General features: G+C 72.6%; 21 protein-coding genes and 1 tRNA gene. 13 read left to right on the top strand and 9 right to left on the bottom strand.

Annotated elements, in window-relative coordinates; genetic code table 11:
• Window positions 1–33 precede the first annotated feature (33 nt).
• Both msrB and AC1MBW_RS09685 read left to right on the top strand, forming a co-directional pair.
• Window positions 34–435 carry a peptide-methionine (R)-S-oxide reductase MsrB gene (msrB, locus tag AC1MBW_RS09690; RefSeq protein ID WP_480024319.1) on the top strand — a complete coding sequence of 134 codons (402 nt, stop codon included), beginning with the start codon at window positions 34–36 and terminating at the stop codon, window positions 433–435.
• On the top strand, window positions 435–980 hold the full coding sequence (locus tag AC1MBW_RS09685; RefSeq protein WP_480024318.1) for a nitroreductase family protein: 546 nt from the start codon (window positions 435–437) through the stop codon (window positions 978–980). The genes msrB and AC1MBW_RS09685 overlap by 1 nt, the downstream gene beginning before the upstream one ends.
• A gap of 31 nt (window positions 981–1,011) precedes the next feature.
• Here the strand turns inward: AC1MBW_RS09685 and AC1MBW_RS09680 are convergent, their stop codons facing one another.
• Window positions 1,012–1,194 (bottom strand): hypothetical protein, encoded by a 183-nt coding sequence (locus AC1MBW_RS09680; RefSeq protein ID WP_054146833.1) that lies wholly within the window; start codon window positions 1,192–1,194, stop codon window positions 1,012–1,014.
• Between the two features lie 146 nt (window positions 1,195–1,340).
• On the opposite strand from AC1MBW_RS09680, the gene AC1MBW_RS09675 reads away from it, so the two are divergent.
• A tRNA-Thr gene (locus tag AC1MBW_RS09675) sits at window positions 1,341–1,413 on the top strand.
• 35 nt (window positions 1,414–1,448) lie between these two features.
• Here AC1MBW_RS09675 and AC1MBW_RS09670 read toward each other — a convergent pair.
• Window positions 1,449–1,946, bottom strand: a complete 498-nt coding sequence (locus AC1MBW_RS09670) for a MarR family winged helix-turn-helix transcriptional regulator (protein ID WP_480024317.1) — start codon at window positions 1,944–1,946, stop codon at window positions 1,449–1,451.
• A 215-nt stretch (window positions 1,947–2,161) separates the two neighbouring features.
• Here AC1MBW_RS09670 and AC1MBW_RS09665 point away from each other — a divergent pair, with 215 nt between their 5' ends.
• A complete protein-coding gene (locus AC1MBW_RS09665) occupies window positions 2,162–3,127 on the top strand; it encodes an FUSC family protein (protein WP_480024316.1) in 966 nt (321 codons plus the stop codon).
• 31 nt (window positions 3,128–3,158) lie between these two features.
• Here the strand turns inward: AC1MBW_RS09665 and AC1MBW_RS09660 are convergent, their stop codons facing one another.
• Window positions 3,159–3,404, bottom strand: a complete 246-nt coding sequence (locus tag AC1MBW_RS09660; protein ID WP_054146836.1) for a hypothetical protein — start codon at window positions 3,402–3,404, stop codon at window positions 3,159–3,161.
• A gap of 64 nt (window positions 3,405–3,468) precedes the next feature.
• On the opposite strand from AC1MBW_RS09660, the gene AC1MBW_RS09655 reads away from it, so the two are divergent.
• From AC1MBW_RS09655 to AC1MBW_RS09635, 5 genes are all read left to right on the top strand, one after another.
• Window positions 3,469–3,750 carry a hypothetical protein gene (locus AC1MBW_RS09655; protein WP_054146837.1) on the top strand — a complete coding sequence of 94 codons (282 nt, stop codon included), beginning with the start codon at window positions 3,469–3,471 and terminating at the stop codon, window positions 3,748–3,750.
• 183 nt (window positions 3,751–3,933) lie between these two features.
• The gene (locus AC1MBW_RS09650) at window positions 3,934–4,956 is read left to right on the top strand and encodes a 3-oxoacyl-ACP synthase III (RefSeq protein WP_054146838.1); all 1,023 of its coding nucleotides are present in this window, start codon (window positions 3,934–3,936) and stop codon (window positions 4,954–4,956) included.
• A complete protein-coding gene (locus AC1MBW_RS09645; RefSeq protein ID WP_480024315.1) occupies window positions 4,953–7,718 on the top strand; it encodes an alpha/beta fold hydrolase in 2,766 nt (921 codons plus the stop codon). Before AC1MBW_RS09650 ends, AC1MBW_RS09645 begins: the two co-directional genes overlap by 4 nt.
• Window positions 7,715–8,698, top strand: a complete 984-nt coding sequence (locus tag AC1MBW_RS09640) for an NAD-dependent epimerase/dehydratase family protein (protein WP_480024314.1) — start codon at window positions 7,715–7,717, stop codon at window positions 8,696–8,698. The genes AC1MBW_RS09645 and AC1MBW_RS09640 overlap by 4 nt, the downstream gene beginning before the upstream one ends.
• Before the next feature lie 274 nt (window positions 8,699–8,972).
• Window positions 8,973–10,181: an alcohol dehydrogenase catalytic domain-containing protein gene (locus AC1MBW_RS09635; protein ID WP_054146840.1), complete on the top strand. Its 1,209-nt coding sequence runs from the start codon at window positions 8,973–8,975 to the stop codon at window positions 10,179–10,181.
• 95 nt (window positions 10,182–10,276) lie between these two features.
• Here AC1MBW_RS09635 and AC1MBW_RS09630 read toward each other — a convergent pair whose 3' ends face one another.
• On the bottom strand, window positions 10,277–13,777 hold the full coding sequence (locus AC1MBW_RS09630) for a bifunctional proline dehydrogenase/L-glutamate gamma-semialdehyde dehydrogenase (RefSeq protein WP_480024313.1): 3,501 nt from the start codon (window positions 13,775–13,777) through the stop codon (window positions 10,277–10,279).
• Between the two features lie 205 nt (window positions 13,778–13,982).
• Between AC1MBW_RS09630 and AC1MBW_RS09625 the strand changes: the two genes are divergently transcribed.
• The gene (locus AC1MBW_RS09625) at window positions 13,983–15,032 is read left to right on the top strand and encodes an ATP-binding cassette domain-containing protein (protein ID WP_054146842.1); all 1,050 of its coding nucleotides are present in this window, start codon (window positions 13,983–13,985) and stop codon (window positions 15,030–15,032) included.
• On the top strand, window positions 15,029–15,883 hold the full coding sequence (locus AC1MBW_RS09620; RefSeq protein WP_480024312.1) for an ABC transporter permease: 855 nt from the start codon (window positions 15,029–15,031) through the stop codon (window positions 15,881–15,883). The genes AC1MBW_RS09625 and AC1MBW_RS09620 overlap by 4 nt, the downstream gene beginning before the upstream one ends.
• Window positions 15,884–15,929: 46 nt before the next feature.
• On the opposite strand, the gene AC1MBW_RS09615 is transcribed toward AC1MBW_RS09620, so the two are convergent.
• Window positions 15,930–16,628, bottom strand: coding sequence for a TetR/AcrR family transcriptional regulator (locus AC1MBW_RS09615; protein WP_480024311.1), 699 nt, complete (start codon window positions 16,626–16,628; stop codon window positions 15,930–15,932).
• An 87-nt stretch (window positions 16,629–16,715) separates the two neighbouring features.
• Here AC1MBW_RS09615 and AC1MBW_RS09610 point away from each other — a divergent pair, with 87 nt between their 5' ends.
• The gene (locus tag AC1MBW_RS09610; protein ID WP_480024310.1) at window positions 16,716–17,963 is read left to right on the top strand and encodes an MFS transporter; all 1,248 of its coding nucleotides are present in this window, start codon (window positions 16,716–16,718) and stop codon (window positions 17,961–17,963) included.
• Here the strand turns inward: AC1MBW_RS09610 and AC1MBW_RS09605 are convergent.
• The 4 genes from AC1MBW_RS09605 to AC1MBW_RS09590 form a co-directional block, all read right to left on the bottom strand.
• The gene (locus AC1MBW_RS09605) at window positions 17,956–18,192 is read right to left on the bottom strand and encodes a hypothetical protein (protein WP_043597179.1); all 237 of its coding nucleotides are present in this window, start codon (window positions 18,190–18,192) and stop codon (window positions 17,956–17,958) included. The two genes, AC1MBW_RS09610 and AC1MBW_RS09605, sit on opposite strands and share 8 nt — an antisense overlap.
• 47 nt (window positions 18,193–18,239) lie before the next feature.
• On the bottom strand, window positions 18,240–18,449 hold the full coding sequence (locus tag AC1MBW_RS09600) for a hypervirulence associated TUDOR domain-containing protein (protein ID WP_054146846.1): 210 nt from the start codon (window positions 18,447–18,449) through the stop codon (window positions 18,240–18,242).
• A gap of 147 nt (window positions 18,450–18,596) precedes the next feature.
• Window positions 18,597–19,361: an SDR family oxidoreductase gene (locus tag AC1MBW_RS09595; RefSeq protein ID WP_480024309.1), complete on the bottom strand. Its 765-nt coding sequence runs from the start codon at window positions 19,359–19,361 to the stop codon at window positions 18,597–18,599.
• Between the two features lie 69 nt (window positions 19,362–19,430).
• Entirely contained in the window at window positions 19,431–20,156 is a 726-nt protein-coding gene (locus tag AC1MBW_RS09590) for a LysR substrate-binding domain-containing protein (RefSeq protein ID WP_480024308.1), read from the bottom strand.
• A gap of 33 nt (window positions 20,157–20,189) precedes the next feature.
• Between AC1MBW_RS09590 and AC1MBW_RS09585 the strand changes: the two genes are divergently transcribed.
• Window positions 20,190–20,627 (top strand): DUF5997 family protein, encoded by a 438-nt coding sequence (locus tag AC1MBW_RS09585; RefSeq protein WP_043597192.1) that lies wholly within the window; start codon window positions 20,190–20,192, stop codon window positions 20,625–20,627.

Here is a 20,627-nt window from a genome sequence, read left to right as displayed (position 1 = left end):
GAATGAGGAGTCCCGACTAGCGAGGAGATCATCGTGGCGTACAAGATCGAGAAGACCGACGAGCAGTGGCGCGAAGAGCTCGACGCCGAGCAGTACTCCGTCCTGCGGGAGGCCGCCACCGAGCGCCCCTGGACCGGTGAGCTGCTCGACGAGAGCCGTGCCGGCGTCTACGCCTGTGCGGCGTGCGGCGCCGAGCTGTTCAAGAGCGGCACCAAGTTCGACAGCGGTTGTGGCTGGCCGAGCTTCTACGAGTCGGTGGACCCGGAAGCGGTGCAGCTGATCGAGGACAACTCGCTCGGCATGACCCGCACCGAGGTCCGGTGTGCGAACTGCGGCTCGCACCTGGGCCACGTGTTCCCCGACGGCTTCGGCACGCCGACCGGCGACCGGTACTGCATGAACAGCATCTCGCTCGACTTCAAGGCCGCCGAGTAGTGAGCGCCGTCGCCGACGCCGCCCGGCGTCGACGGTCCCGGTCGAAGGTCACCGACGTCGCGCCGACGCACGAGCAGCTGCTCGACGCCGTGCGGTCGGCGGCGACGGTGGCGGACCACTCCGAGTTGCGCCCGTGGCGGTTGATCGAGTTCCGCGGCGACGACCGTCTCGTCGTGGGCCGATCGCTGGCCGACGCGGGTGGGGCCGAGGGCCACGCCCGCGACAAGCTGACGCAGAAGGCGCTGCGGGCGCCCTTGATCGTCGCGGTGGTCGTGTCGCCTCGCGAGAGCCGCAAGGTCCCCTACTGGGAGCAAGAGTCGGTCGCCTCGGGTGTGGCACACCTGCTGTCGCTCGTGCTCGACGACGAGGGGTGGGGCGTGTTCTGGCGTACCGGTGTCCTGACCCGGACCCCCGAGGTGGCGACGGCGCACGGCCTGCGCGACGGAGAACAGCTGCTGGGTTGGCTCTACGTCGGCGGTCGTGACGGCGACGACGCCAAGCCGCGCAAGCTGCTCGACCCCGAGCAGTTCGTCAGCACGCCGTAGTCGGTCGATGCCCCTGCGGGCACCGACCCGGTCACCAGGTCTTGTGGCTGTTGCCGATCACCGTGATGGGCAGCCAGAACGACCCGGTCATCAGCACGATGCCCCCGAAGAAGACGAAGGCGTTGGGCTCGCCCGAGCCGAACGAGTAGGCGAACAGGGCGAAGCTGACGAAGAGCAGGGCGAGCGAACCGAGCGCGGTCAAGATCGTGGACAAAGGGGGCTCCTCAGGTCGGTGCGTCCGGCAGGCGCGGTGCGCTCCATCTACTTCACCACTTCTCGGCCTCGGAGCGCCAATCCTGCACCGACCGCATCCTCGACGCCGAGTGGGGAGGCGCGGGCTGGGTAAGATGGGCGAGTCTCGCCGGCCTGGCGCAATTGGTAGCGCATCCGACTTGTAATCGGAAGGTTACGGGTTCAAGTCCCGTGGCCGGCTCTCTTCTTCCTGTCGTCCCGAGCGGACGTCACGAGTCAGCCCTCGAGGGCGACGAGCAGGTGACGCAGGCCGTCCGCGACGGCCGCGCGCGCCTCCTCGGGCAGGGCGGCGAGCATCGCCCGCTCGTCGGCGAGCTGCACCTCGAGCACGCGGTCGATCAGGCGGCGCCCGGCTGCGGTCGGCGCGACGAAGTAGCCGCGGTGGTCGGCGGGGTTCGCCGTACGGTCGACGAGACCTGCCCCGAGCAGGCCCTTGAGGCGTTTCGTGACGGCCGGCGGCGACAGGAGCGTCTCGTCGGCCAGTTGCGTCGGGCTCATCGGGGCGTCGCGTCGGATGAGGGCCGCGAGCAGGTCGAAGTCCGTCCGCCCCAGGCCGAACTCGGCGAGCAGGTCGTCGCTGCGCCGCTGCACGATGCGGGCGAGCCGGTTGACGCGGCCGATCACGGGGATGGCCGAGACGTCGAGGTCAGGTCGGAGTTCGCGCCACCGGTCGTGGACGTCGTCGATCACGTCGCGGGGCCCGGGATCGGTCATGCGCTTGAGCCTACCGATGGTTCACGAGTAAAGTAGACGACAGATCATTCACCCGTGAAGCAGTTCGACGACGAGCGCCCACGCCGCGTCGACCAGAGGACCGCCCCATCACGACCACGACCCCCACCCACCGCCTGCTGCCGCACCCCCGCGACCTGGTCCGCTTCGGCCCGCACGACGGCGCACACCGCCCGGCCGCCCGCGTCGCCGCGTCCGTGCTCGCGCCCATGGTCGTGCTGGCGCTGATCGGTCACGTCGAGTGGACGCCCTACGCGGTCTTCGGGGCCTTCGCCTCGGCGTTCGGCCGAGGACTCCCCCGTTTCCAGCGGCTCGAGATGCAGCTCGAGGCCGGGCTCGTCCTCGTCGCCTGCGTGGTGCTGGGCACCGCACTGGCCGCCTCGTCGGCCCCGGTCTGGGTGCTGGTCGTCACGATCGGTCTCGTCGCCGGCGTCACGTCCGCCGTCTCCGACCTGCGCCGCTGGAGCCCGCCCGGCCCGCTCTTCTTCGTCTTCGGCCTCGGCGTCTCGGCGTTCGTGCCCGCGAGCGCGTCGACCGTCGCGGTGGCCGCGGTCGTCGCCCCCGCGAGTCTCGCGCTCGCCCTCCTCGCGTCGGTCGCAGGCGTGGTGCTGCCCGCCGGTCGCCGCGCGCTCGCCACCGACGACGGACGCCGATGGAGGCGCGACCCCCGCCCCCTGGACGGCCGACGGACGGTCGTCCACGCCACGGTCTGCCTGGTGTCCTCGATCGTCGCCGGGCTGATCAGCCTGGGTCTCGGCGTGCAGAGCCCGTACTGGGCGATGGTGTCGGCCGTGGTGCCCGTGGTGGGGACCGCGACGGCGGGCCAGCTCGTGCGGGCCGGCCACCGCCTCCTCGGCACCCTCGTCGGGGTCGGCCTCGCGGCCCTGCTGCTGGCCTGGCAGCCCGGGGTCGCGGCCCTGATCGTCGCCTTCGGGGTGCTGCAGTTCGCGACCGAGCTGCTCATCGTCCGCAACTACGGACTGGCGCTCGTGTTCATCACGCCCATGGCGCTCGGCATGCGGGCACTCGGCGGCGCACCCGTCGACGTGGGCGCCCTCGTGACGGCCCGGACGGCCGACACCGCCATCGGTGTGGGCGTGGTGGTCGTCGTGCTGATCGTGACGCACCGACTGCGGCGGCCCCGCCCGGAGGCGACCGTCTGAGCGGGTGGCCGGGACGGTCCCCGCGCTGCGGTCAGACCTGCCGCGCCCTCGCCCGACGGCCGTCCTTGCTCCACCAGACGAGGTCGGCGACGCCCTGCGCGATCAGCAGCACGGCCACGACCAGGATGATGACGGTCAGCGCCTGGACCGGCACCCCCGAGGCGATGTTGAGCACCTGCACGACGAGGCCGAACAGGCCGATCAGCACCTCGAACACGGCGGGCACCACGGCGCCCGTCTTCGTCAGGGTGAACCAGGGTCGCCGCAGGTCGCTCATGCACCCGAGGGTACAAGGTGCGCGGGCTACGATCGCCGGGACCCTGATCCGCCGAGGAGGCACCGTGCGACGACGAGACGTCCACGTCGACCCCGACGTGCCGAACTGGCTGCTCACCAAACGCGGCGGCATCGCCCTGCCCCTCGTCACGACGTTCTGCGCCCTCGTCGTGATCGCGAGCATCGTCGCCGCCCTGACGGTCGGCGGGGGCCACGTCACCGTCGTCACCGTGATCGTCGTGGCCGCCGGTCTGGGTGCCGTCACCTGGGCCGTGGCCGACCTCGTCTGGTGGACGCGTGACGACCGGCGCCGCGTCGTCCGACTGCCCCGCGACCCCGAGGCCTGACTCCGGAACCCCCGGTCACATGCCGTTCAGGGCATGGACGTGCCCCGTCAACCTGGCAACCACCCAGCGTCCGTCGCCGTAAACTGACGGATGCACCGAACCGGTGCCCACGACGTTCGGCTCCGCTCGCGACCCCGCGCGCGCGTGCAGCCCCACCCCGCCACAACTCGACAGGGAGTTCCGTTGAACGGAAACGCTACGACCCGGCACAGCAACGTCGCGTTGCTGTCGGTCACCAGCACCATGGCCGACCGGGTCACCACCTCCGAGAGCATCGACGAGAAGCTCGCCCCCGTGCTCAAACGCCTCAAGCTGCCGACGGGTCTGCTGCAGCGCGTCGCCGGCGTCTACGAGCGTCGCAACTGGAGCACCGAGCAGAGCTTCGACTCGGCGGCGATCGACGCGGGCAAGCGTGCGATGGCCGAGGCCGGCATCCGCCCCGACCAGGTCGGCCTGCTGATCAACACGTCGGTCACGCGCCCCCACCTCGAGCCCTCGGTCGCGGTCCGCCTGCACCACGGTCTCGGCTTGCCCTCGTCGGCGACGAACTTCGACATCGCCAACGCCTGCCTCGGCTTCGTCAACGGCATGACCCTCGCCGCCCAGCTGATCGACGCCGGCCAGATCGACTACGCCGTCATCATCGACGGCGAGGACGCCGACGACGTCCAGGTCAACACGATCGACCGTCTGCTCACCAAGGGCTACGGCCGCGACGACTTCATGAGCGAGTTCGCCAGCCTCACCCTCGGCTCGGGGGCCGCCGCCGCCGTCATCGGCCGCGCCGACCTGCACCCCGAGGGCCACCGCATCGTCGGCGGCGTCACCCGCGCCGCCACCGAGAACTACGACCTGTGCGTCGGCAGCGTCGACGGCATGTTCACCGACGCCAAGGCCCTGCTCAAGCGCGGCATGGAACTCGTCGTCTCGGCCTGGAAAGAGGCCAAGCGCGACTGGAACTGGCAGCGCATGGACCGCTACATCATGCATCAGGTCAGCGACGTGCACACCGGCGCCTTCGTCAAGGCCGCCGGCATCGACAAGAAGCTCGTCCCGCTCACCTACCCGACCCTCGGCAACGTCGGCCCGGCGTCGATCCCGATCACCCTGGTCGAAGAGAGCAAGACCCTCAGCAAGGGCGACCGCGTGCTGCTGATGGGCGTCGGCTCGGGCATCAACACCGCGATGATGGAACTCGCCTGGTGAGTCGGCTCCCGCGGTCCGCCTCCGCCACGGCGCCGGCGTCACGTCCCCCCGCGGGTCTCGACGGGCTCGACCCGTCGTGGTCGCGTCTCGTCGACGTGCCGTACGGGCTCGGCGCACACCGCGCCTCCCGCACGTGGCACGTCCTCGACAACGCCGAGGCGCTGGCCGCCGCCGGTGCCGAACCGGTCGGCACCATCCTCTGCGTCCACGGCAACCCCACCTGGTCCTACCTGTGGCGCCGCCTCGTCGCCCGCACGGTCGAGACGGCCTCCGCCGGCGGACCCGCCTGGCGGGTCGTCGCCGTCGACCAGCTCGACATGGGCTTCTCCGAGCGCACGGGCTCGCCGCAGACGCTGGCCCGCCGCGTCTCCGACCTGGGCGACCTGACGGACGCCCTCGAGGTCACCGGGCCCGTCGTCACCCTCGGCCACGACTGGGGCGGCGTCGTCTCGACGGGCTGGGCGGTCGACCACCCCGACCAGCTCGCCGGGCTCATGCTGCTCAACACCGCGATCCACCAGCCCGAGGGCGAGAAGATCCCCGCACCCCTGCGCCTCACCCTGGCCCGTGGCGTGCTGGGCCGGGCGACCGTCGGCACGACGGGCTTCCTCGACGTGACCCTCGGTCTCGCCCACCCGCCGCTCTCGGCCGAGGTGAAGGCCGGCTTCCGGGCTCCGTACCGCCAGGCCGACCGCCGCGGCGGCATCGGCGGCTTCGTGGCCGACATCCCGGTCGACGCCGAGCACGTCAGCAGCCCCGAGCTCGACCGCATCGCCGAGGGTCTGCGCGACCTCACCGTGCCGGCCCTGATGCTCTGGGGCCCGCGCGACCCGATCTTCTCCGACCGGTACCTCGACGACCTGGTCGACCGCCTGCCGCACGCCGACGTGCACCGCTTCGAGGGTGCGGGCCACCTCGTCGCCGAGGACGTCGACTACGCCGGGGCCGTGCTCACCTGGCTGGGCGATCGACTGCCCGACGGCGCGGCCGCGGTCGCCGCCCCGGCCGGAGCCGCCGCAGCCGAAGACGCAAGAGCCGAGGAGGCGCGGGTCGCCTCCCCGCAGGACCGCCCGCTCTGGTGGTACCTCGACTCCCTGGCCGACAGCCCGGCCACCGCGCTCGTCGAGATGGCCCCCGCGGGTGCCGACGGCCCCCGCTCGGTCAGCTGGAGCCTGCTCGCCCGTCGCGTCCACGAGATCGCCCTCGGTCTGCGCCGGCACGGTGTGCGCCCCGGCGACCGCGTCTCGCTGCTCGTGCAGCCCGGCGCCGACCTGACCGCCGTGCTCTACGCCTGCGTCCGCCTCGGTGCCGTCGTGGTCGTGGCCGACGCCGGTCTCGGCGTGCGCGGCCTGACCCGCGCCGTCCGGGGTGCCTGGCCCGACCACGTCATCGGCCAGCTCCCGGGGCTCACGGCCGCGACCGCCCTCGGCTGGCCGGGCCGCAAGATCTCGACGACGACGTTGTCGCCGGTCGCCGCCCGGGCACTCGGCGTCGAGGCGTCGCTGCCCGAGATCGCCGCCCTCGGCCGACGCGCGCGCAGCGCCCTCGCCGAGCTGCCCGCCGCCCCCACGGCCGACGCCGAGGCCGCGATCCTGTTCACCTCGGGCTCGACCGGCCCCGCGAAGGGCGTCGTCTACCGGCACGGCCAGCTGACCGCCCTGCGCGACGCCCTGGCCGCGCAGTACGGCGTCGGTCCGGGCACCGGCCTGGTGGCCGGCTTCGCCCCGTTCGCCCTGCTCGGCCCCGCCCTCGGGGCGACGAGCGTCACCCCCGACATGGACGTCACGAAGCCGCGCACCCTGACCGCCCGGGCGGTCGCGGCGGCCACGGGGGCCGTGGACGCCACAGTGGTGTTCCTCTCCCCCGCCGCGCTCACCAACGTCGTCGCGACGTCGGACGAGCTCGACGCCGCCGACCACCGCGCCCTGGCCGGCGTCGAGACGTTCCTGTCGGCGGGTGCGCCCGTCTCCGAGACGTTGCTGGCCGCGGCCGGCGACCTGATGCCGAACGCGACGCCCCACACGCCCTACGGCATGACCGAGGGCCTGCTGATGACCGACGTCACGCTCGAGGGCGTGCGCTCCGCGGCGGCCGACCGTGAGGCCGCCGTCGCCGCGGGCGCGCCCGACGCGGGTGGTGTCTGCGTCGGGCTGCCCGGCGCGACCACGACGGTGCGGATCGCTCCGCTCGACGACGCAGGCCGCGCCTCCTCGGCGTTCACCGACGACGCCGGCGTGACCGGCGAGATCGTCGTCTCGGCACCGCACGTCGAGGACCACTACGACCGTCTCTGGCTGACGCACCGCATCAGCCGCCTGGGCTCGACGGCCGAGACCCGGTGGCACCGCACCGGTGACGTCGGGCACCTCGACGCGCAGGGTCGACTCTGGGTCGAGGGCCGCCTGCCCCACGTGATCACGACGGCCACCGGCGTGCTGACGCCGGTGGCGTCCGAACAGGCCGTGGAGGCGCGGGCCGGCATCGCCCGCGCCGCCGTGGTCGGCGTCGGCCCGGCCGGCACGCAGCAGGTCGTCGTCGTGGCCGAGACCGTCCCCCCGGCTCGTCGCCCGGGGCTGGCGTCCGCGGCCCTGGCGGCCTCGGTCCGGTCGGCCGTCGGCTCGGCGTCGGGTCGGCCCGTGGCCGCGGTGCTCGTCGTGCCACAGCTGCCGACCGACGTGCGACACAACAGCAAGATCGACCGCACGGGCCTCGGCGCGTGGGCGACGTCGGTGCTCTCGGGCGGTCGGATGCGCCGCCCGTGAGGGTGCTGGTCACCGGGGCGAGCGGCCTGCTCGGCGGAGCCGTCGCCCGGGCCGTCGCCGACGCCGGGCACGAGGTCACCACCTTCCAGCGCCGGGCCTCGGGCGTGCCCGGTGCCCGCGACGTGCTCGGATCGATGACGAACCCGCGGGCCGTCGCCGCCGCCGTCCGCGACCAGGACGCGGTCGTCCACCTCGCGGCGAAGGTGTCGCTCGCGGGTGACGCCGCCGAGTTCGAGGCCGTCAACGTCGGGGGCACGCGCTCCCTCGTCGAGGCGATGCGCGCCTCCTCGGTGTCGCGGCTGGTCTTCGTCTCGTCGCCGTCCGTGGCGCACGCCGGATCGTCGATCGTCGGCGACGACGCGCTGCCCGCCTCGCCCGGCCATGCCCGCGGCGACTACGCCCGCACCAAGGCCGCGGCCGAGCGCGTCGCCCTCGGGGCGGCGGACGCCGACTTGCGTGTCGTGGCCGTCCGTCCGCACCTCGTCTGGGGCCCGGGCGACACCCAGCTCGTCGAGCGCATCGTCGACCGGGCCCGCTCCGGGCGCCTGCCGCTGCTCGACCACGGCGCCGCCCTGATCGACTCCGCCTACGTGGACAACGCGGCGTCCGGCATCGCCGCGGCCCTCGAGCGCGTGGACGAGGTCAGCGGCGAGTCGTACGTGATCACCAACGGCGAGCCCCGCACCGTCGCCGACCTGATGGCCGGGATCTGCGCGGCCGCCGGGGTGCCCGCCCCTCGCCTACGGGTGCCGGCCGGGGTCGCGCGTGCGGCGGGCTCACTCGTCGAGCGCGTCTGGGCCGTGCGACCGGGCACCGACGAACCACCCATGACGAGGTTCCTCGCCGAGCAGCTGTCCACCGCACACTGGTTCGACCAGCGGCGCACGCAGCACGACCTCCGGTGGACGCCCGCGGTGAGCGTCGACGAGGGCCTGCGCCGGCTCGCCGCCTGGTACGCCGCCGGCCAGCCCGCCGTCTGAGGCCGGCCCCGCCAGCCCCGCCCTCTCCGTCGAGGTGTCACGACGTGCCGCTCACCTTCGAACGCGAGCGGCACGTCGTGACATCTCGGCGAGTCCGTGCCCGGACCGGGACCCGGGGCCGGGCTGCGTCCCCCGTTCTCTGTGCGAGGCCACACGTCCCGCCACGCGGACCCGGCCTACCGTCACCCGGGTGACGGCAGCGGCCGGCACGGCCGACGGAGGCCGGGCACGGCCCGGCGAGCAGCCGGCACCCCGAATCGACGGAAGGACCACCATGAAGGCAGTCGTCTGGCACGGCATCGGCGACATCCGACTCGACGAGGTCGCCGACCCCACGATCGTCGACCCGACCGATGCGGTCGTCCGCATCACCCGCAGCGCGATCTGCGGCACCGACCTGCACTTCGTGCGCGGCACGATGGCGCCGATGGCCGAGGGCACGATCCTCGGTCACGAAGCGGTGGGCGTCGTGACCGCGGTCGGCGACGACGTCCGCGGCTTCAGCGCCGGTGACCGGGTCGTCATCAACTCGACGGTGTCGTGTGGCACGTGCCGCTACTGCCGCCAGGGCCAGACCGCTCAATGCGACGTGGCGAACCCCAACGGCCCCGACGCCGGCACCTGCTTCTTCGGCGGTCCGGCCTCGACCGGCCCGGTGAACGGCCTGCAGGCCGAACAGGTGCGCGTGCCCTTCGCGCAGAACACGATGCACCGTCTGCCCGACACGGTCAGCGACGAGCAGGCGATCCTGCTGAGCGACATCTTCCCCACCGGCTGGTTCGGTGCCCAACTCGCCGGGGTCACCCGCGGCGACGTGGTGGCCGTGTTCGGTGCCGGCGTGGTCGGCCAGTTCGCGATCGCCTCGGCCTTCAAGCAGGGTGCGAGCCGCGTGATCGTCGTCGACCGCGAGGAGACCCGCCTCGCGCAGGCCCTCGCCCAGAACGCCGAGATCGTGAACTTCGACGAGGAGGACCCGGTCGAGACCATCAAGCGCCTCACCGGAGGCGCCGGTGTGGACGCCGTCATCGACGCGGTCGGCGTCGACGCCCAGCACGCGAGCCACGGCCCGGCCGCCCCCGACGCCGACACGGCCGCCGAGTTCGCCGCCGAGGTCGAGCAGGTCGCACCCGACGCGAACCCTCAGGGCGACCAGTGGGTTCCCGGCAACGCGCCGACCCAGGCCCTGCGCTGGGCCGTCGAGGTCGTCGCCAAGTACGGCCGCATCGGCGTCATCGGCGTCTACTCACCGACCGTCACGTCGTTCCCGTTCGGCGAGGCGATGCTCAAGAACCTCACCATCCGGATGGGCAACTGCGACCACCACTCGGTGACCCCGCCGCTGATCGACCTCGTCGCCTCGGGCCAGTTCGACCCGACGGCGTTCATCACCGAGCACGAGGGCATCGGTTCGGCCATCGAGGCCTACGAGGCCTTCGACCGCCGCGAGCCCGGCTGGACCAAGGTCGAGGTCGTCGCCGGCTGACTTGCCGACCCGGCCCGGTCCCGGCTCGGCCCACGAGATGACACGACATGCCGCTCACGTTCGAACGTGAGCGGCATGTCGTGTCAGGTGGGCGGTCAGATGACGGCGGCGCTCCAGGCGTCAGGGTTGCCGAAGCGGTGCGCCGTGATGGCGACGGCCTGCTCGCGCAGGAACGGCAGCAACTCGAGGCGCCCGGTCGGCGTGACGGCAGCCGCGAAGACGGCCACCGACGGGTCGCCGCCCAGGGCGTCCGCCAGAGCCGAGGAGGCGCCGGTCACGTCACCCGCGTCCGTCACCAACCGCACGCGCTCGGTCGTCAGGCGACCCGCACGCACCCGGGCGTGCCACGCCGCGTCGTCCTCGTGGACGACGTGGGAGGCCGCGAGGCCGAGCGCCCGGACGAGGGCGTCGGGCAGCTCGACCGACGACGACACCGTGAGCGGCGCACCCGAGCGCAGGCCGGCTAGGAGCACTCGGACCAGGTCGGCCGGGGCCGCCCCGTCGGCGGCGCGGATCGTGACGGGCAACGGGCGGTAGCGCAGCAGGTCGCGCTCGAGGCCGAGGTCGCTGACGTCGCGGGCCACGCCGAACTCGGTGGTCCAGAAGTGCTCGTCGCTCGCGGCGGCGGCCCGCAGGTCGTCGGGAGCCGACGCACCCGACGCCCCGAGCAGCGGCGACGCGGCCTCGAGGGCGGCCAGGGCCTCGCGACCCGGGCGCGCCTCCTGCGGTTCGGTCAGCGTCGTCGGCTGCCACGAGCCGAGGTGCACGAGGTAGTTCGGCCCACCGGCCTTGGCACCGGCACCGACCGAGGACTTCTTCCAGCCGCCGAACGGCTGGCGCCGCACGATCGCCCCGGTGATGCCGCGGTTGACGTAGAGGTTGCCCGCCTCGACGCGGTCGAGCCAGGTCGATAGTTCGGCGGGGTTGAGGGTGTGCAAGCCGGCGGTCAGGCCGTAGTCGGTCGCGTTCTGCAACTCGATCGCCTCGTCGAGGGTCTTCGCGGTCATGATGCCGAGCACCGGGCCGAAGTACTCGGTGAGGTGGAACTCGCTGCCCGCGGCGACGCCGGCGCGCACGCCGGGCGACCAGAGGCGTCCGGTGTCGTCGAGCTGCTTCGGCTCGACCAGCCAGGTCTCGCCCGCGCCGAGCGTGGTGAGCGCCCGTTCGAGCTTGCCGTGCGCCGGCTCGACGATCGGGCCCATCTGCGTCGTGGGGTCGGAGGGCAGTCCGACGCGCATCGTCGACGCGGCGTCGACGAGCTGGCGACGGAAGCGCTCCGAGGTGGCGACCGAGCCGACCAGGATCACCAGGCTCGCCGCCGAGCACTTCTGGCCCGCGTGACCGAACGCCGACTTGATGACGTCGGACGCTGCCAGGTCGAGGTCGGCACTCGGGGTGACGATGATGGCGTTCTTGCCGCTGGTCTCGGCGAGCAGGGGCAGGTCGGTGCGCCAGCTGGTGAACAGCGCGGCCGTCTCGAAGGCGCCGGTGAGGATGACGCGGTCGACCGACGGGTGCGACACCAGGTGACGACCGAGCTCGCCCTCGTCGACGTCGACCAGCTTGAGCACCTCGCGGGGCACGCCGGCGTCCCAGAGGGCCTGCACCATCACGGCCCCGCTGCGCTTGGCCTGACCGGCCGGCTTGATCACGACGCTGCTGCCCGCGGCGAGCGCCGCGAGGGTCGAGCCGGCCGGGATCGCCAGCGGGAAGTTCCAGGGCGGCGTGACGAGGGTGAGTCGCTCGGGGACGAACGTCGCGCCGTCGACCCGGTCGAGTTCTTCGGCGAGGTGGGCGTACCAGTTCGCGAAGTCGATCGCCTCGCTGACCTCGACGTCGCCCTCGGCGACGGTCTTGCCGGTCTCGCTCGCCGCGACCTCCATCAGGTCGGCTCGGCGGGCCGACAGCGTCGCCGCGGCCTCGCGCAGGATCGCGGCCCGACCCGCGCCTCCCCGGGCGGCCCAGTCGGCGGACCCCGCGACCGCGTCGGCGACCATCGCGTCGAGCGTGGCCCCGTCGGTCACCCGGGCGGACTCGATCAGCTCGACGCCCAGGCGCGAGTCGGCGGAGCGCGCGGCGATCTCGCGACCCCAGACACGGTTGTCGGCCAGGGCGGGGTCGGTGTCGGGCTCGTTGTCGAAGCCGCTGCCGGCCTCTCGGGGCTGGAGCGCCTGGGCCGCGTCGAGGCGGCTCTGCACGCGGTGCGGTGCCGGGGTGTCACCGTCGACCTCGGCGAGCGAGGCGAGGAACCGGCCCTTCTCGCGCTCGAACATGGCCTCGTTCGAGGCGAGTTCGAAGACGGCGGACATGAAGTTCTCGCTCGACGCGTTCTCTTCGAGGCGGCGGATCAGGTAGCTGATGGCGACGTCGAACTCGCGGGGGTGCACGACGGGCGTGTAGAGCAGGAGTCCGCCGACGTCGGCCTTGACCAGTTCGGCCTGCCCCTCGGCCATGCCGAGCAGCATCTCGAACTCGACCCGGTCGCTCACGCCACGGGCCTCGGCCAGCAGGTGGGCGAAGGCGATGTCGAACAGGTTGTGGCCGGCGACGCCCACCCGCACGGCGCGGGTGCGCTCGGGCGTGAAGGCCCAGGTGAGCACGCGCTTGTAGTTCGTGTCGCTGTCCTGCTTGGTGCCGTAGGTCGCGAGCGGCCACTCGTGCACGGTGGCGTCGACGGTCTCCATCGCGAGGTTCGCACCCTTGACGATGCGCACCTTGATCGCGGCCCCGCCGGCGTCGACCCGCTCGGTCGCCCAGGTGGTGAGGTGCTGCAGGGCGCCCAGGGCGTCGGGCAGGTAGGTCTGCAGGACGATGCCGGCCTCGAGGCCCTTCAGCTGCGGCTGGTCGAGGAGGCGCGTGAACACCGCGATCGTCAGGTCGAGGTCGCGGTACTCCTCCATGTCGAGGTTGATGAACTTCGGCTTGGGCGACCGGGCGGCCAGCTCGTACAGCGGGGTGAGCTTCTCGACGACGCGCTCGACGGTCTCGTCGAAGGCCCACATCGAGAGCTGGCTGACGATGGACGACACCTTGATGGACACGTAGTCGACGTCGTCGCGGGCGAGCAGCGCCCGGGTGCCGGCGAGGCGGTGCTCGGCCTCGGCGTCGCCCAGGACGGCCTCGCCGAGCAGGTTGAGGTTCAGCCGCGTCCTGTCTTTCTTGATGTTCGCGATGGCCGCACCGAGCTTGGCGGGGCGGGCGTCGGCGATGAGGTGGCCGACCATGCCGCGCAGGACGCGACGGGCGATCGGCACGACCACGCCCGGCAGCACGGGCGCCATGACGCCGCCGAGGCGCACGGCGGAGCGCATGTGCCACGGCAGGAAGGCCGGTGCCTGCTTCGCCAGGGTCGAGAGGTTGCGGGCGGCGACGCCGAGGTCTTCGGGACGGACGACCCGGTCGACGAAGCCGATCGTGAAGGCGAGGCCGGACTCGTCCTTCAGGACCTGGGCCAGCAGATGGGCCGAGCCGGTGCTCGGGGCGCCGGACGCCTCGTGCGCCCAGCGGCGGGCGAGGGCGACGGCGTCGTCGCCGATGCCGACGGGCAGGAGCTGTTCAGCGGTGGACGGCCCCGCCGTCTCGTCGATGGTGGTCATGGGATGAATGTAGGGCGGAACTTGCCACCTGGCAAGGTTTGACACGAGACCGTAACGTGCGCCGCGCCTCCTTCTCCACAGGGGGACGATCGGCACTGGCGGCGGGGGCCGGAGAGCGCTACCTTGGGCGCGTTCAGGCGGTGCACAGCGGCCGCCAAGACCGACCCGTCTGCGGATGGACGGGCCCCACGCACCGGGAGCACCCATGGCGATGATCGAGGCCCGCGGCCTCACGAAGACCTACCGGTCCAAGTCCGGACCGGTCCACGCCCTGACCGGGCTCGACCTGATCGTGCCCGAGGGCACCGTCAAGGCGCTTCTCGGGCCGAACGGCGCGGGCAAGACCACGGGCGTCAAGATGCTCACCACACTCGAACGGCCGGACTCCGGCACGGCCACGATCGCCGGGCTCGACGTCGTCGCCGACGCCCAGGCCGTACGCCGCTCGATCGGCGTCTCGGGGCAGTACGCCGCGGTCGACGAGAACCTCACCGGCTTCGAGAACCTCGACATGATCGGGCGGCTGTACCACCTGGGCAGCCGCGTCAGTCGGGACCGCGCCCGCGAGCTGATCGACGTCTTCGACCTGGCCGCCGCGGGCGACCGCCCGGTCAAGGGCTTCTCGGGTGGCATGCGACGACGCATCGACCTCGCCGGGGCGCTCGTGACGAACCCCCGCGTGCTGTTCCTCGACGAGCCGACGACGGGCCTCGACCCGCGCAGCCGCCTCGCGCTGTGGGACATCATCACCGGACTCGTCGACGGGGGCACGACGGTGCTGCTGACCACCCAGTACCTCGAGGAGGCCGACCGGTTGGCCGACGACATCTCGGTCATCGACGGCGGGGCCGTCATCGCCGAGGGCACGGCCGACCAGCTCAAGGCCCAGGTCGGCGGGCACCGGCTCGTCGTCGCCCTCGTCGACGAGGCGCGGGCCGACCAGGCGGTCGAGGTGCTCCGGCGCCACGGCGACTCCGAACCGGCCGTCGGGGCGGACGGCCGTCAACTCGAGGTCGCGGTCACCGACGGCCCGACCGCCCTGCAACGGACGCTCGCCGACCTCGGTGCGGCCGGCATCGAGCTGCACGACGCCGGCATGCGACGCCCCACCCTCGACGACGTCTTCCTGCAGCTCACCGGCCACCGCGCGGCAGACGACGACGCGGCAGACGACCACGACTCCCCCGACGACGACCCGACCGGCGGTCGGGGTCGCGGTCGGCGCGGTGCGAAGAAGAGAGAGGCACGGGCATGACCACCACCGGAACCACCTCCGCCCTCGCGCAGACGCTCGTCCCGTCGACCGACACGGGCGTCGGCACGTGGGCCTCGGACGGCTGGACCGTCACCAAGCGCAACCTGATCAAGGTCAAGCGCTCCCCCGACATGCTCATCTTCGCCGTGTTGCAGCCGATCATGTTCGTCCTGCTCTTCAGCCAGGTCTACGGCGGCGCCATCGCCGTCCAGGGCACCGACTACACGCAGTTCCTGATGGCGGGCATCTTCGCGCAGACCGTGGTCTTCGGCTCGACCTTCTCGGGTGCCGCGATGGCCCAAGACCTGAAGGAGGGCATCATCGACCGGTTCCGCACCCTGCCGATGAGCCCGTCGGCCGTGCTGATCGGTCGCACGAACAGCGACCTCGCGCTCAACACGATCTCGATGGTCATCATGATGCTCACCGGCCTCGCGGTCGGCTGGCGGGTGAACGCGTCACCGGCCTCGTTCGTCGGCGGAGTCGCCCTGCTGCTGTTGTTCAGCTACTCGTTCAGCTGGGTGATGGCCCTGCTCGGCATGAGCGTCAAGACGCCCGAGACGATCAACAACGCGTCCTTCATGATCCTGTTCCCTTTGACGTTCGTCTCGAACGCGTTCGTGCCGAGCGACACCCTGCCGACCGTGCTGCGGGTCTTCGCCGAGTGGAACCCGGTGTCGTCGCTCGTCCAGGCGGCCCGCACCTCGTTCGGCAACCTGGGCGCCACCCCGGTGCCCGACATCTGGACGATGCAGCACCCCTACGCCACCGTCCTGCTCGGCATCGCCGTGATGCTCGTGGTCTTCGTACCGCTGTGCATCCGCAAGTTCCAGCGCATCAGCGCGAAGTAGCCGGCGTCGGCCGTCGGCCGTCGCGCGTCCGCCGAGGAGGCGCGGGTCAGCCCGCGCGCCCGGCCGCCTCGCGCACGGCGGCGTCGAGTTCGCTCGTCGGCACCGTGAGGACGCTCCCGATCACGAGGCGCATCAGGGCGGGGACGTCCACGGCGTCGCGCTCGTACAACCACTGCAGCTGCAGCCCGTCCTGGACGGCGAGCACGACGCGGGCGGCCGACTCGGCCGTGTAGCCGTCGCGCAACCACCCGCGGGCTTGGGCGAGCCCGAGGTAGGCCGACGTCGACGAGACGATGCGCTCGTAGTAGTCGGCGTAGTAGTGGTGCGCCGGGTGGTCGGGTGAGGTGGCCTCGGCCGACGCCGTGATGAACAGCGAGATGACGACGGGCACGTCGACGTTGTACTCGGCGAGCGCGACGAGCTCGTCGACCCTCATGCCCCCGTCGTCGTCGAAGTGGCGTCGCAGTCGTTCGTCGCGCCGACGCAGCACGGCCATCAGCAGCTCGTCCTTCGTCGGGAAGTAGTGCATGAGCGACTGGTGCGAGACGCCGCACCGACGCGCGATCTCGCGCAGGGTGGCGCCGTGGAACCCGACCTTGCCGAACACCGGCAGGGCGGCGTCGAGGATGGCCTCGCGTTTGGCGATGCCCTTGCGGTACCGACCGGGTTCGCGCACCACGCCGACCGGCGGGACGTCGGTGACGTCGGCGCGGGTCGTGTCGGGCTCGGAGGCGGGGGCGTCCATCGGGGCCAGCCTAGGTCGTCGCCCACGCGGATGACGACGCCTCGGGACGAGGCGTCCGCACACGGTGCGTCGGCATAGAGTTCAGCGGTGCCGTGGTCGCTGCTGAGAACGCCTGCCTTCCGGGCCCTCTGGGTCGGGCGCCTGTTCTCGTGGGTGGGCAGCGGCTTCGCGCCCCTGGCCATCGTCTTCGCGGCCATCGACCTGGGGGCCGACGCGGTCGACCTCGGGCTCGTGGTCGTCGCCCGCTCGGTGCCCAACATCGCCCTCGTGCTGGTCGGCGGGGCCCTCGCGGACCGCTTCTCGAAGCGCACCGTCGCGATCGCCTCGTCGTGGCTGTCGGCGGCGTCGCTCGTCGTGGCGGCCGCCCTCATGCTGACGCAGACCGAGACGTTGCCCACCCTCGCGGCAGTCGGCGCGGTGAACGGTGCAGCGGCCGCCTTCTTCGGCCCCGCGACGAGCGCCCTGCTGCGCGAGACCGTGCCCGACGAACGCCTCCGGGACGCGACGGTGCTCAGCCGCGTCGGCATGAACGTCGGATTGGTGATCGGGACGGCGGTGGGCGGCGCCGTGGTCGCGACCGCCGGGTCGGGCGCGGCCCTGGCCGTCGGGGCGGTCGTCTTCGTGGCCGCGGCGGTCGTCTTCGTGGGGCTGCCTCGGGACGGTGCCCGCGCCTCCGGGGGGACGTCGGTGCTCGAGGACCTCGGCAGCGGTCTCGGCTTCGTCTGGCGCACGCGCTGGCTGGTCGCCACCGCGGCATTGGCCTTCACGTTCCAGTTCGCCTTCGCCGGCGGGGTGCAGGTGGTGGGCCCACTCGTGGCCGACCAGTCGTTCGGTCGCCTGCTCTGGGGGTTCGCGGGGGCCCTGCAGACCCTCGGCCTGATCGTCGGGGCGTACTGGGCCGGTGCGCTACGCGGACGGCTCCGCCTCTGGGCGGCCTGCCTCGGAGCGGCGGCGCTCGCCCTGCCGCTCGTGTTGCTGTCGTTCGCCTACGGCACCGACCCGGTCGTGTTCGACCCGTTGCACTGGTTCTTCTGGATCAGCCTCGGCCTCTTCGCCGCCAGCGTCGGGCTCGAGGTCTTCACGGTGCCGCTCGACGTGGTCGTGCAGCGTCAGGTGCCGGGGGCCTACCTGGGTCGCGTCTTCTCGTGCCTGACGCTGGCCTCGTTGGCCGGCGTGCCCGTCGGCGAGGTCCTCGTCGGACCGCTCACCGAACTCGTCGGCACCCCGGCGACGCTCGCCGCCCTGGCCGGCCTCGTGGTCGCCGTCGCGGTGGCCGTGGCGCTCAGCTCACGGGTGCGACGGGTCGACGCCGGCCAGGAGGCGCGGGTCAGCTGAAGTCGCCGCGCTCGATCGCCTCGGCGTACTTGCGGACGTCCGGGCCCGGCTCGTAGTCGATGAAGCGGTCCTTGACGGCGTCGTTGATCGCCTTGAAGGACTCCTCCCACGACTCGCCCGAGTGGGCGGCGGCGGCGTCGCGGACGGCGTCGCGCAGCACGTTGTCGGCGTCGGTCAGGATCTTGTCGCGGGCTTCGTCGTTCCAGCGCACGTCGTTCAGGTCGGCCATGGTGTTCTCCTCGTGGGTGTGGGGCGGTGGTGGGTGGGGTGCTGCTGCTACTTCTTCTTCGGACTCAACGACGAGCCCTTGTGGGCGGCTTTCGCCCCGCTCTTGTCGCTCTCGACGACGAAGTACGGCTCGTCGTCCGAGGCCTTGAACTTCTGCCCGTCGAGCTGGAACTCCTTGACGCGCTTCTCCACGACCGTGCCGTGGGTCTCGCCCTGGGGGGTGTTCCAGGTGACGTGGTCTCCCTTGCTGAACGACATCGCGCCTCCTTGGTGTGTCGGTCCGTCCGTCGGCGTCCGGTGCCGCGCGGTGGTGGCGTGGACGGTACCCCGCTCGCGCCGACCCGCCACCCAGCGTCGCGGGGTACAGGGTGGGGCGATCTCCGGTCGGGCGGCGGCCCGGACCGCTCAGACCGAGTAGCCGCCGTCGGCCTTGAGCAGCTGGCCCGAGATCCAGCGCCCCTCGGGCGACAGCAGGAAGCGCACGACCCGTCCGATGTCGGCGGGCGTCCCGAGACGACCGGTCGGCTGACGCTCGGTGCCGCTGGCACGGATCGCGTCGTCCATCCACCCCGTGTCGATCGGGCCGGGGTTCAGCACGTTCGACGAGACGCCCAGGTGCCCGAGCTCGCGCGCCGCCGCGACGACGAGACGGTCGAGGGCGCCCTTGCTCGACCCGTAGGGCAGGTTGTGAACGACGTGGTCGCTGGTGAGGGCGACGATGCGCGCCCCGTCGTCGAGCCGGTCGACCGGCGGCAGCTGCTCGGCGAACGCCTTGATCGCGAGCCACGCCGCCCGCACGTTGACGGCGTAGTGCGCGTCCCAGCTCTCGAGCGTCGTGTCGAGGATGGACGAGTCGACGCTGTGCGAGTGCGACAGCACGAGTGCCGTCACCGGACCCAGGTCGTCGTTCACCGTCCCGAGGAGGCGCGCGGGAGTCCCCGGGTCCGCCAGATCCGCCGGGTACACGGCCACGCGCGCACCCGCGGCCTCGAGCTCGCCGACGAGCGAGCCCACGTCGACGGCCTTGAGACCCCAGGGCATGGCGGCGTCGTAACCGTCCCAGGTGGTCAGGGCGAGGTCCCACCCGTCGGCGGCGAGCTCGCGGGCGATGCCGTTCGCGATCGAGTTCGTGCGGCCGGCACCGGTGAGCAGACAGATCTTCTTCGACATGCGGGTCTCCTTCGACGTCCGCTCAGCTTGCCAGACCGGTCGGCGCCGGAGGGGTCGGCGCGAGAGGGGTCAGCGCCCTCGGCGGGGTCGGCTGCGGCCCGTGCCTCGCTGCGGCCCACGGCCTGTCGGCGGGGTGCGCTTCGGCTTCGCTCCGCGCGGGTCGGGAGCCGACCCCTTGCGGGCCGTGGCGGTCTGCTCGGGTTCGTCGCGCCTCCTCGATCGCGAGCTGCGGGCCGTGCGGCCCCGCACGACGCCGATGAAGTCGTCGAGGTCGTCGGTGAGCTCGCCCTCGGGCCAGACCAGCGCGATCGTGGTCGGCGGCAGGTCGGCGACGTAGCGGTAGGTCACCTCTCTGCGCGCGTGCAGCCGGGCGAGGGACTGCGGCATGACGGCGACGCCGGCCCCGGTCGCGACGACGGCCACGGCGTCGGCGGTCGAGAGGGACGGATCGAGGTCGTGCCGGTGGTCGCCGGCGAACGCGGCGGCCTCGACCTCGTCCTCGACGCCGGCCGCGGCGACGGCGTGGTCCTTCGGCACGACGACGACGGCCCGCTCGTCGTAGAGGCGGATGACCGACAATCCCTCGACCTCGATCGGCAGGCGGGCCAGGACCATGTCGACCCGCTCGTCGCCCCGGGCGTCGTCGAGGGCGGGCACCGCGTCCGCGTCGGCGAGCGGCACGAAGGCCAGGGGGGTCTCGGGGCGGCGTTCCTCCCAGAGCCTCGACCACTTCGACAGGGTCACGCCGGGCACGACCCCGATGCGGAACGGGGCGCGGGTCGGCTCGGTCGTCATGGGTCGAGGGTATCGGCCCGGTACCCTGGGCAGATGACCTCCGACGCGCCGTCCGGCAAGCAGCCGCAGACCCTCAAGCCCTTCACGGCCGCCAAGAAGCTCGGGGTGTACCTGCCGGCCACGCCCGCCGAGTTCCAGGCCGCCCCCGTCACGCGCGAGGCCTTCGCCGAGCTCAGCACGAACCCGCCCGAGTGGCTGTCCGAGCTGCGCCGCACCGGCCCCCACCCGCGGCCCGTCGTCGCCCAGAAGCTCGGCATCTCGACCTCGGGCCTCGCCCGGGCCGGCGTCGACGACGTCATGACCACCGACGAGATCCACGCCCTGCTCGACGAGATGCCCGACTGGCTGCGCACCGAACGCGGCATCCACGCCGACGTGCGCGAAGAAGAGCTGCGCGTGAAAGAGCGCAACGCCGGCCGCGAGGTCCTCCGCAAAGAGCGCGAGGCGAAAGAAGCCGCCGAAGGGCACTGA

This window comes from Frigoribacterium sp. AP1, from assembly GCF_056680555.1.
Note: the sequence above shows the minus strand (reverse complement) of the source record. Positions and strands in the feature narration are given on the sequence as shown.

Excerpts from the sequence above, each read along its gene's own strand:
- AC1MBW_RS09635 (WP_054146840.1), top strand. The coding sequence starts at position 8,973 with ATGAAGGCAGTCGTCTGGCACGGCATCGGCGACATCCGACTCGACGAG.
- AC1MBW_RS09670 (WP_480024317.1), bottom strand. The coding sequence starts at position 1,946 with ATGACCGATCCCGGGCCCCGCGACGTGATCGACGACGTCCACGACCGG.
- AC1MBW_RS09600 (WP_054146846.1), bottom strand. The coding sequence starts at position 18,449 with ATGTCGTTCAGCAAGGGAGACCACGTCACCTGGAACACCCCCCAGGGC.
- AC1MBW_RS09625 (WP_054146842.1), top strand. The coding sequence starts at position 13,983 with ATGGCGATGATCGAGGCCCGCGGCCTCACGAAGACCTACCGGTCCAAG.
- AC1MBW_RS09660 (WP_054146836.1), bottom strand. The coding sequence starts at position 3,404 with ATGAGCGACCTGCGGCGACCCTGGTTCACCCTGACGAAGACGGGCGCC.
- AC1MBW_RS09585 (WP_043597192.1), top strand. The coding sequence starts at position 20,190 with ATGACCTCCGACGCGCCGTCCGGCAAGCAGCCGCAGACCCTCAAGCCC.
- AC1MBW_RS09605 (WP_043597179.1), bottom strand. The coding sequence starts at position 18,192 with ATGGCCGACCTGAACGACGTGCGCTGGAACGACGAAGCCCGCGACAAG.
- AC1MBW_RS09615 (WP_480024311.1), bottom strand. The coding sequence starts at position 16,628 with ATGGACGCCCCCGCCTCCGAGCCCGACACGACCCGCGCCGACGTCACC.
- AC1MBW_RS09630 (WP_480024313.1), bottom strand. The coding sequence starts at position 13,777 with ATGACCACCATCGACGAGACGGCGGGGCCGTCCACCGCTGAACAGCTC.
- AC1MBW_RS09620 (WP_480024312.1), top strand. The coding sequence starts at position 15,029 with ATGACCACCACCGGAACCACCTCCGCCCTCGCGCAGACGCTCGTCCCG.
- AC1MBW_RS09595 (WP_480024309.1), bottom strand. The coding sequence starts at position 19,361 with ATGTCGAAGAAGATCTGTCTGCTCACCGGTGCCGGCCGCACGAACTCG.
- AC1MBW_RS09590 (WP_480024308.1), bottom strand. The coding sequence starts at position 20,156 with ATGACGACCGAGCCGACCCGCGCCCCGTTCCGCATCGGGGTCGTGCCC.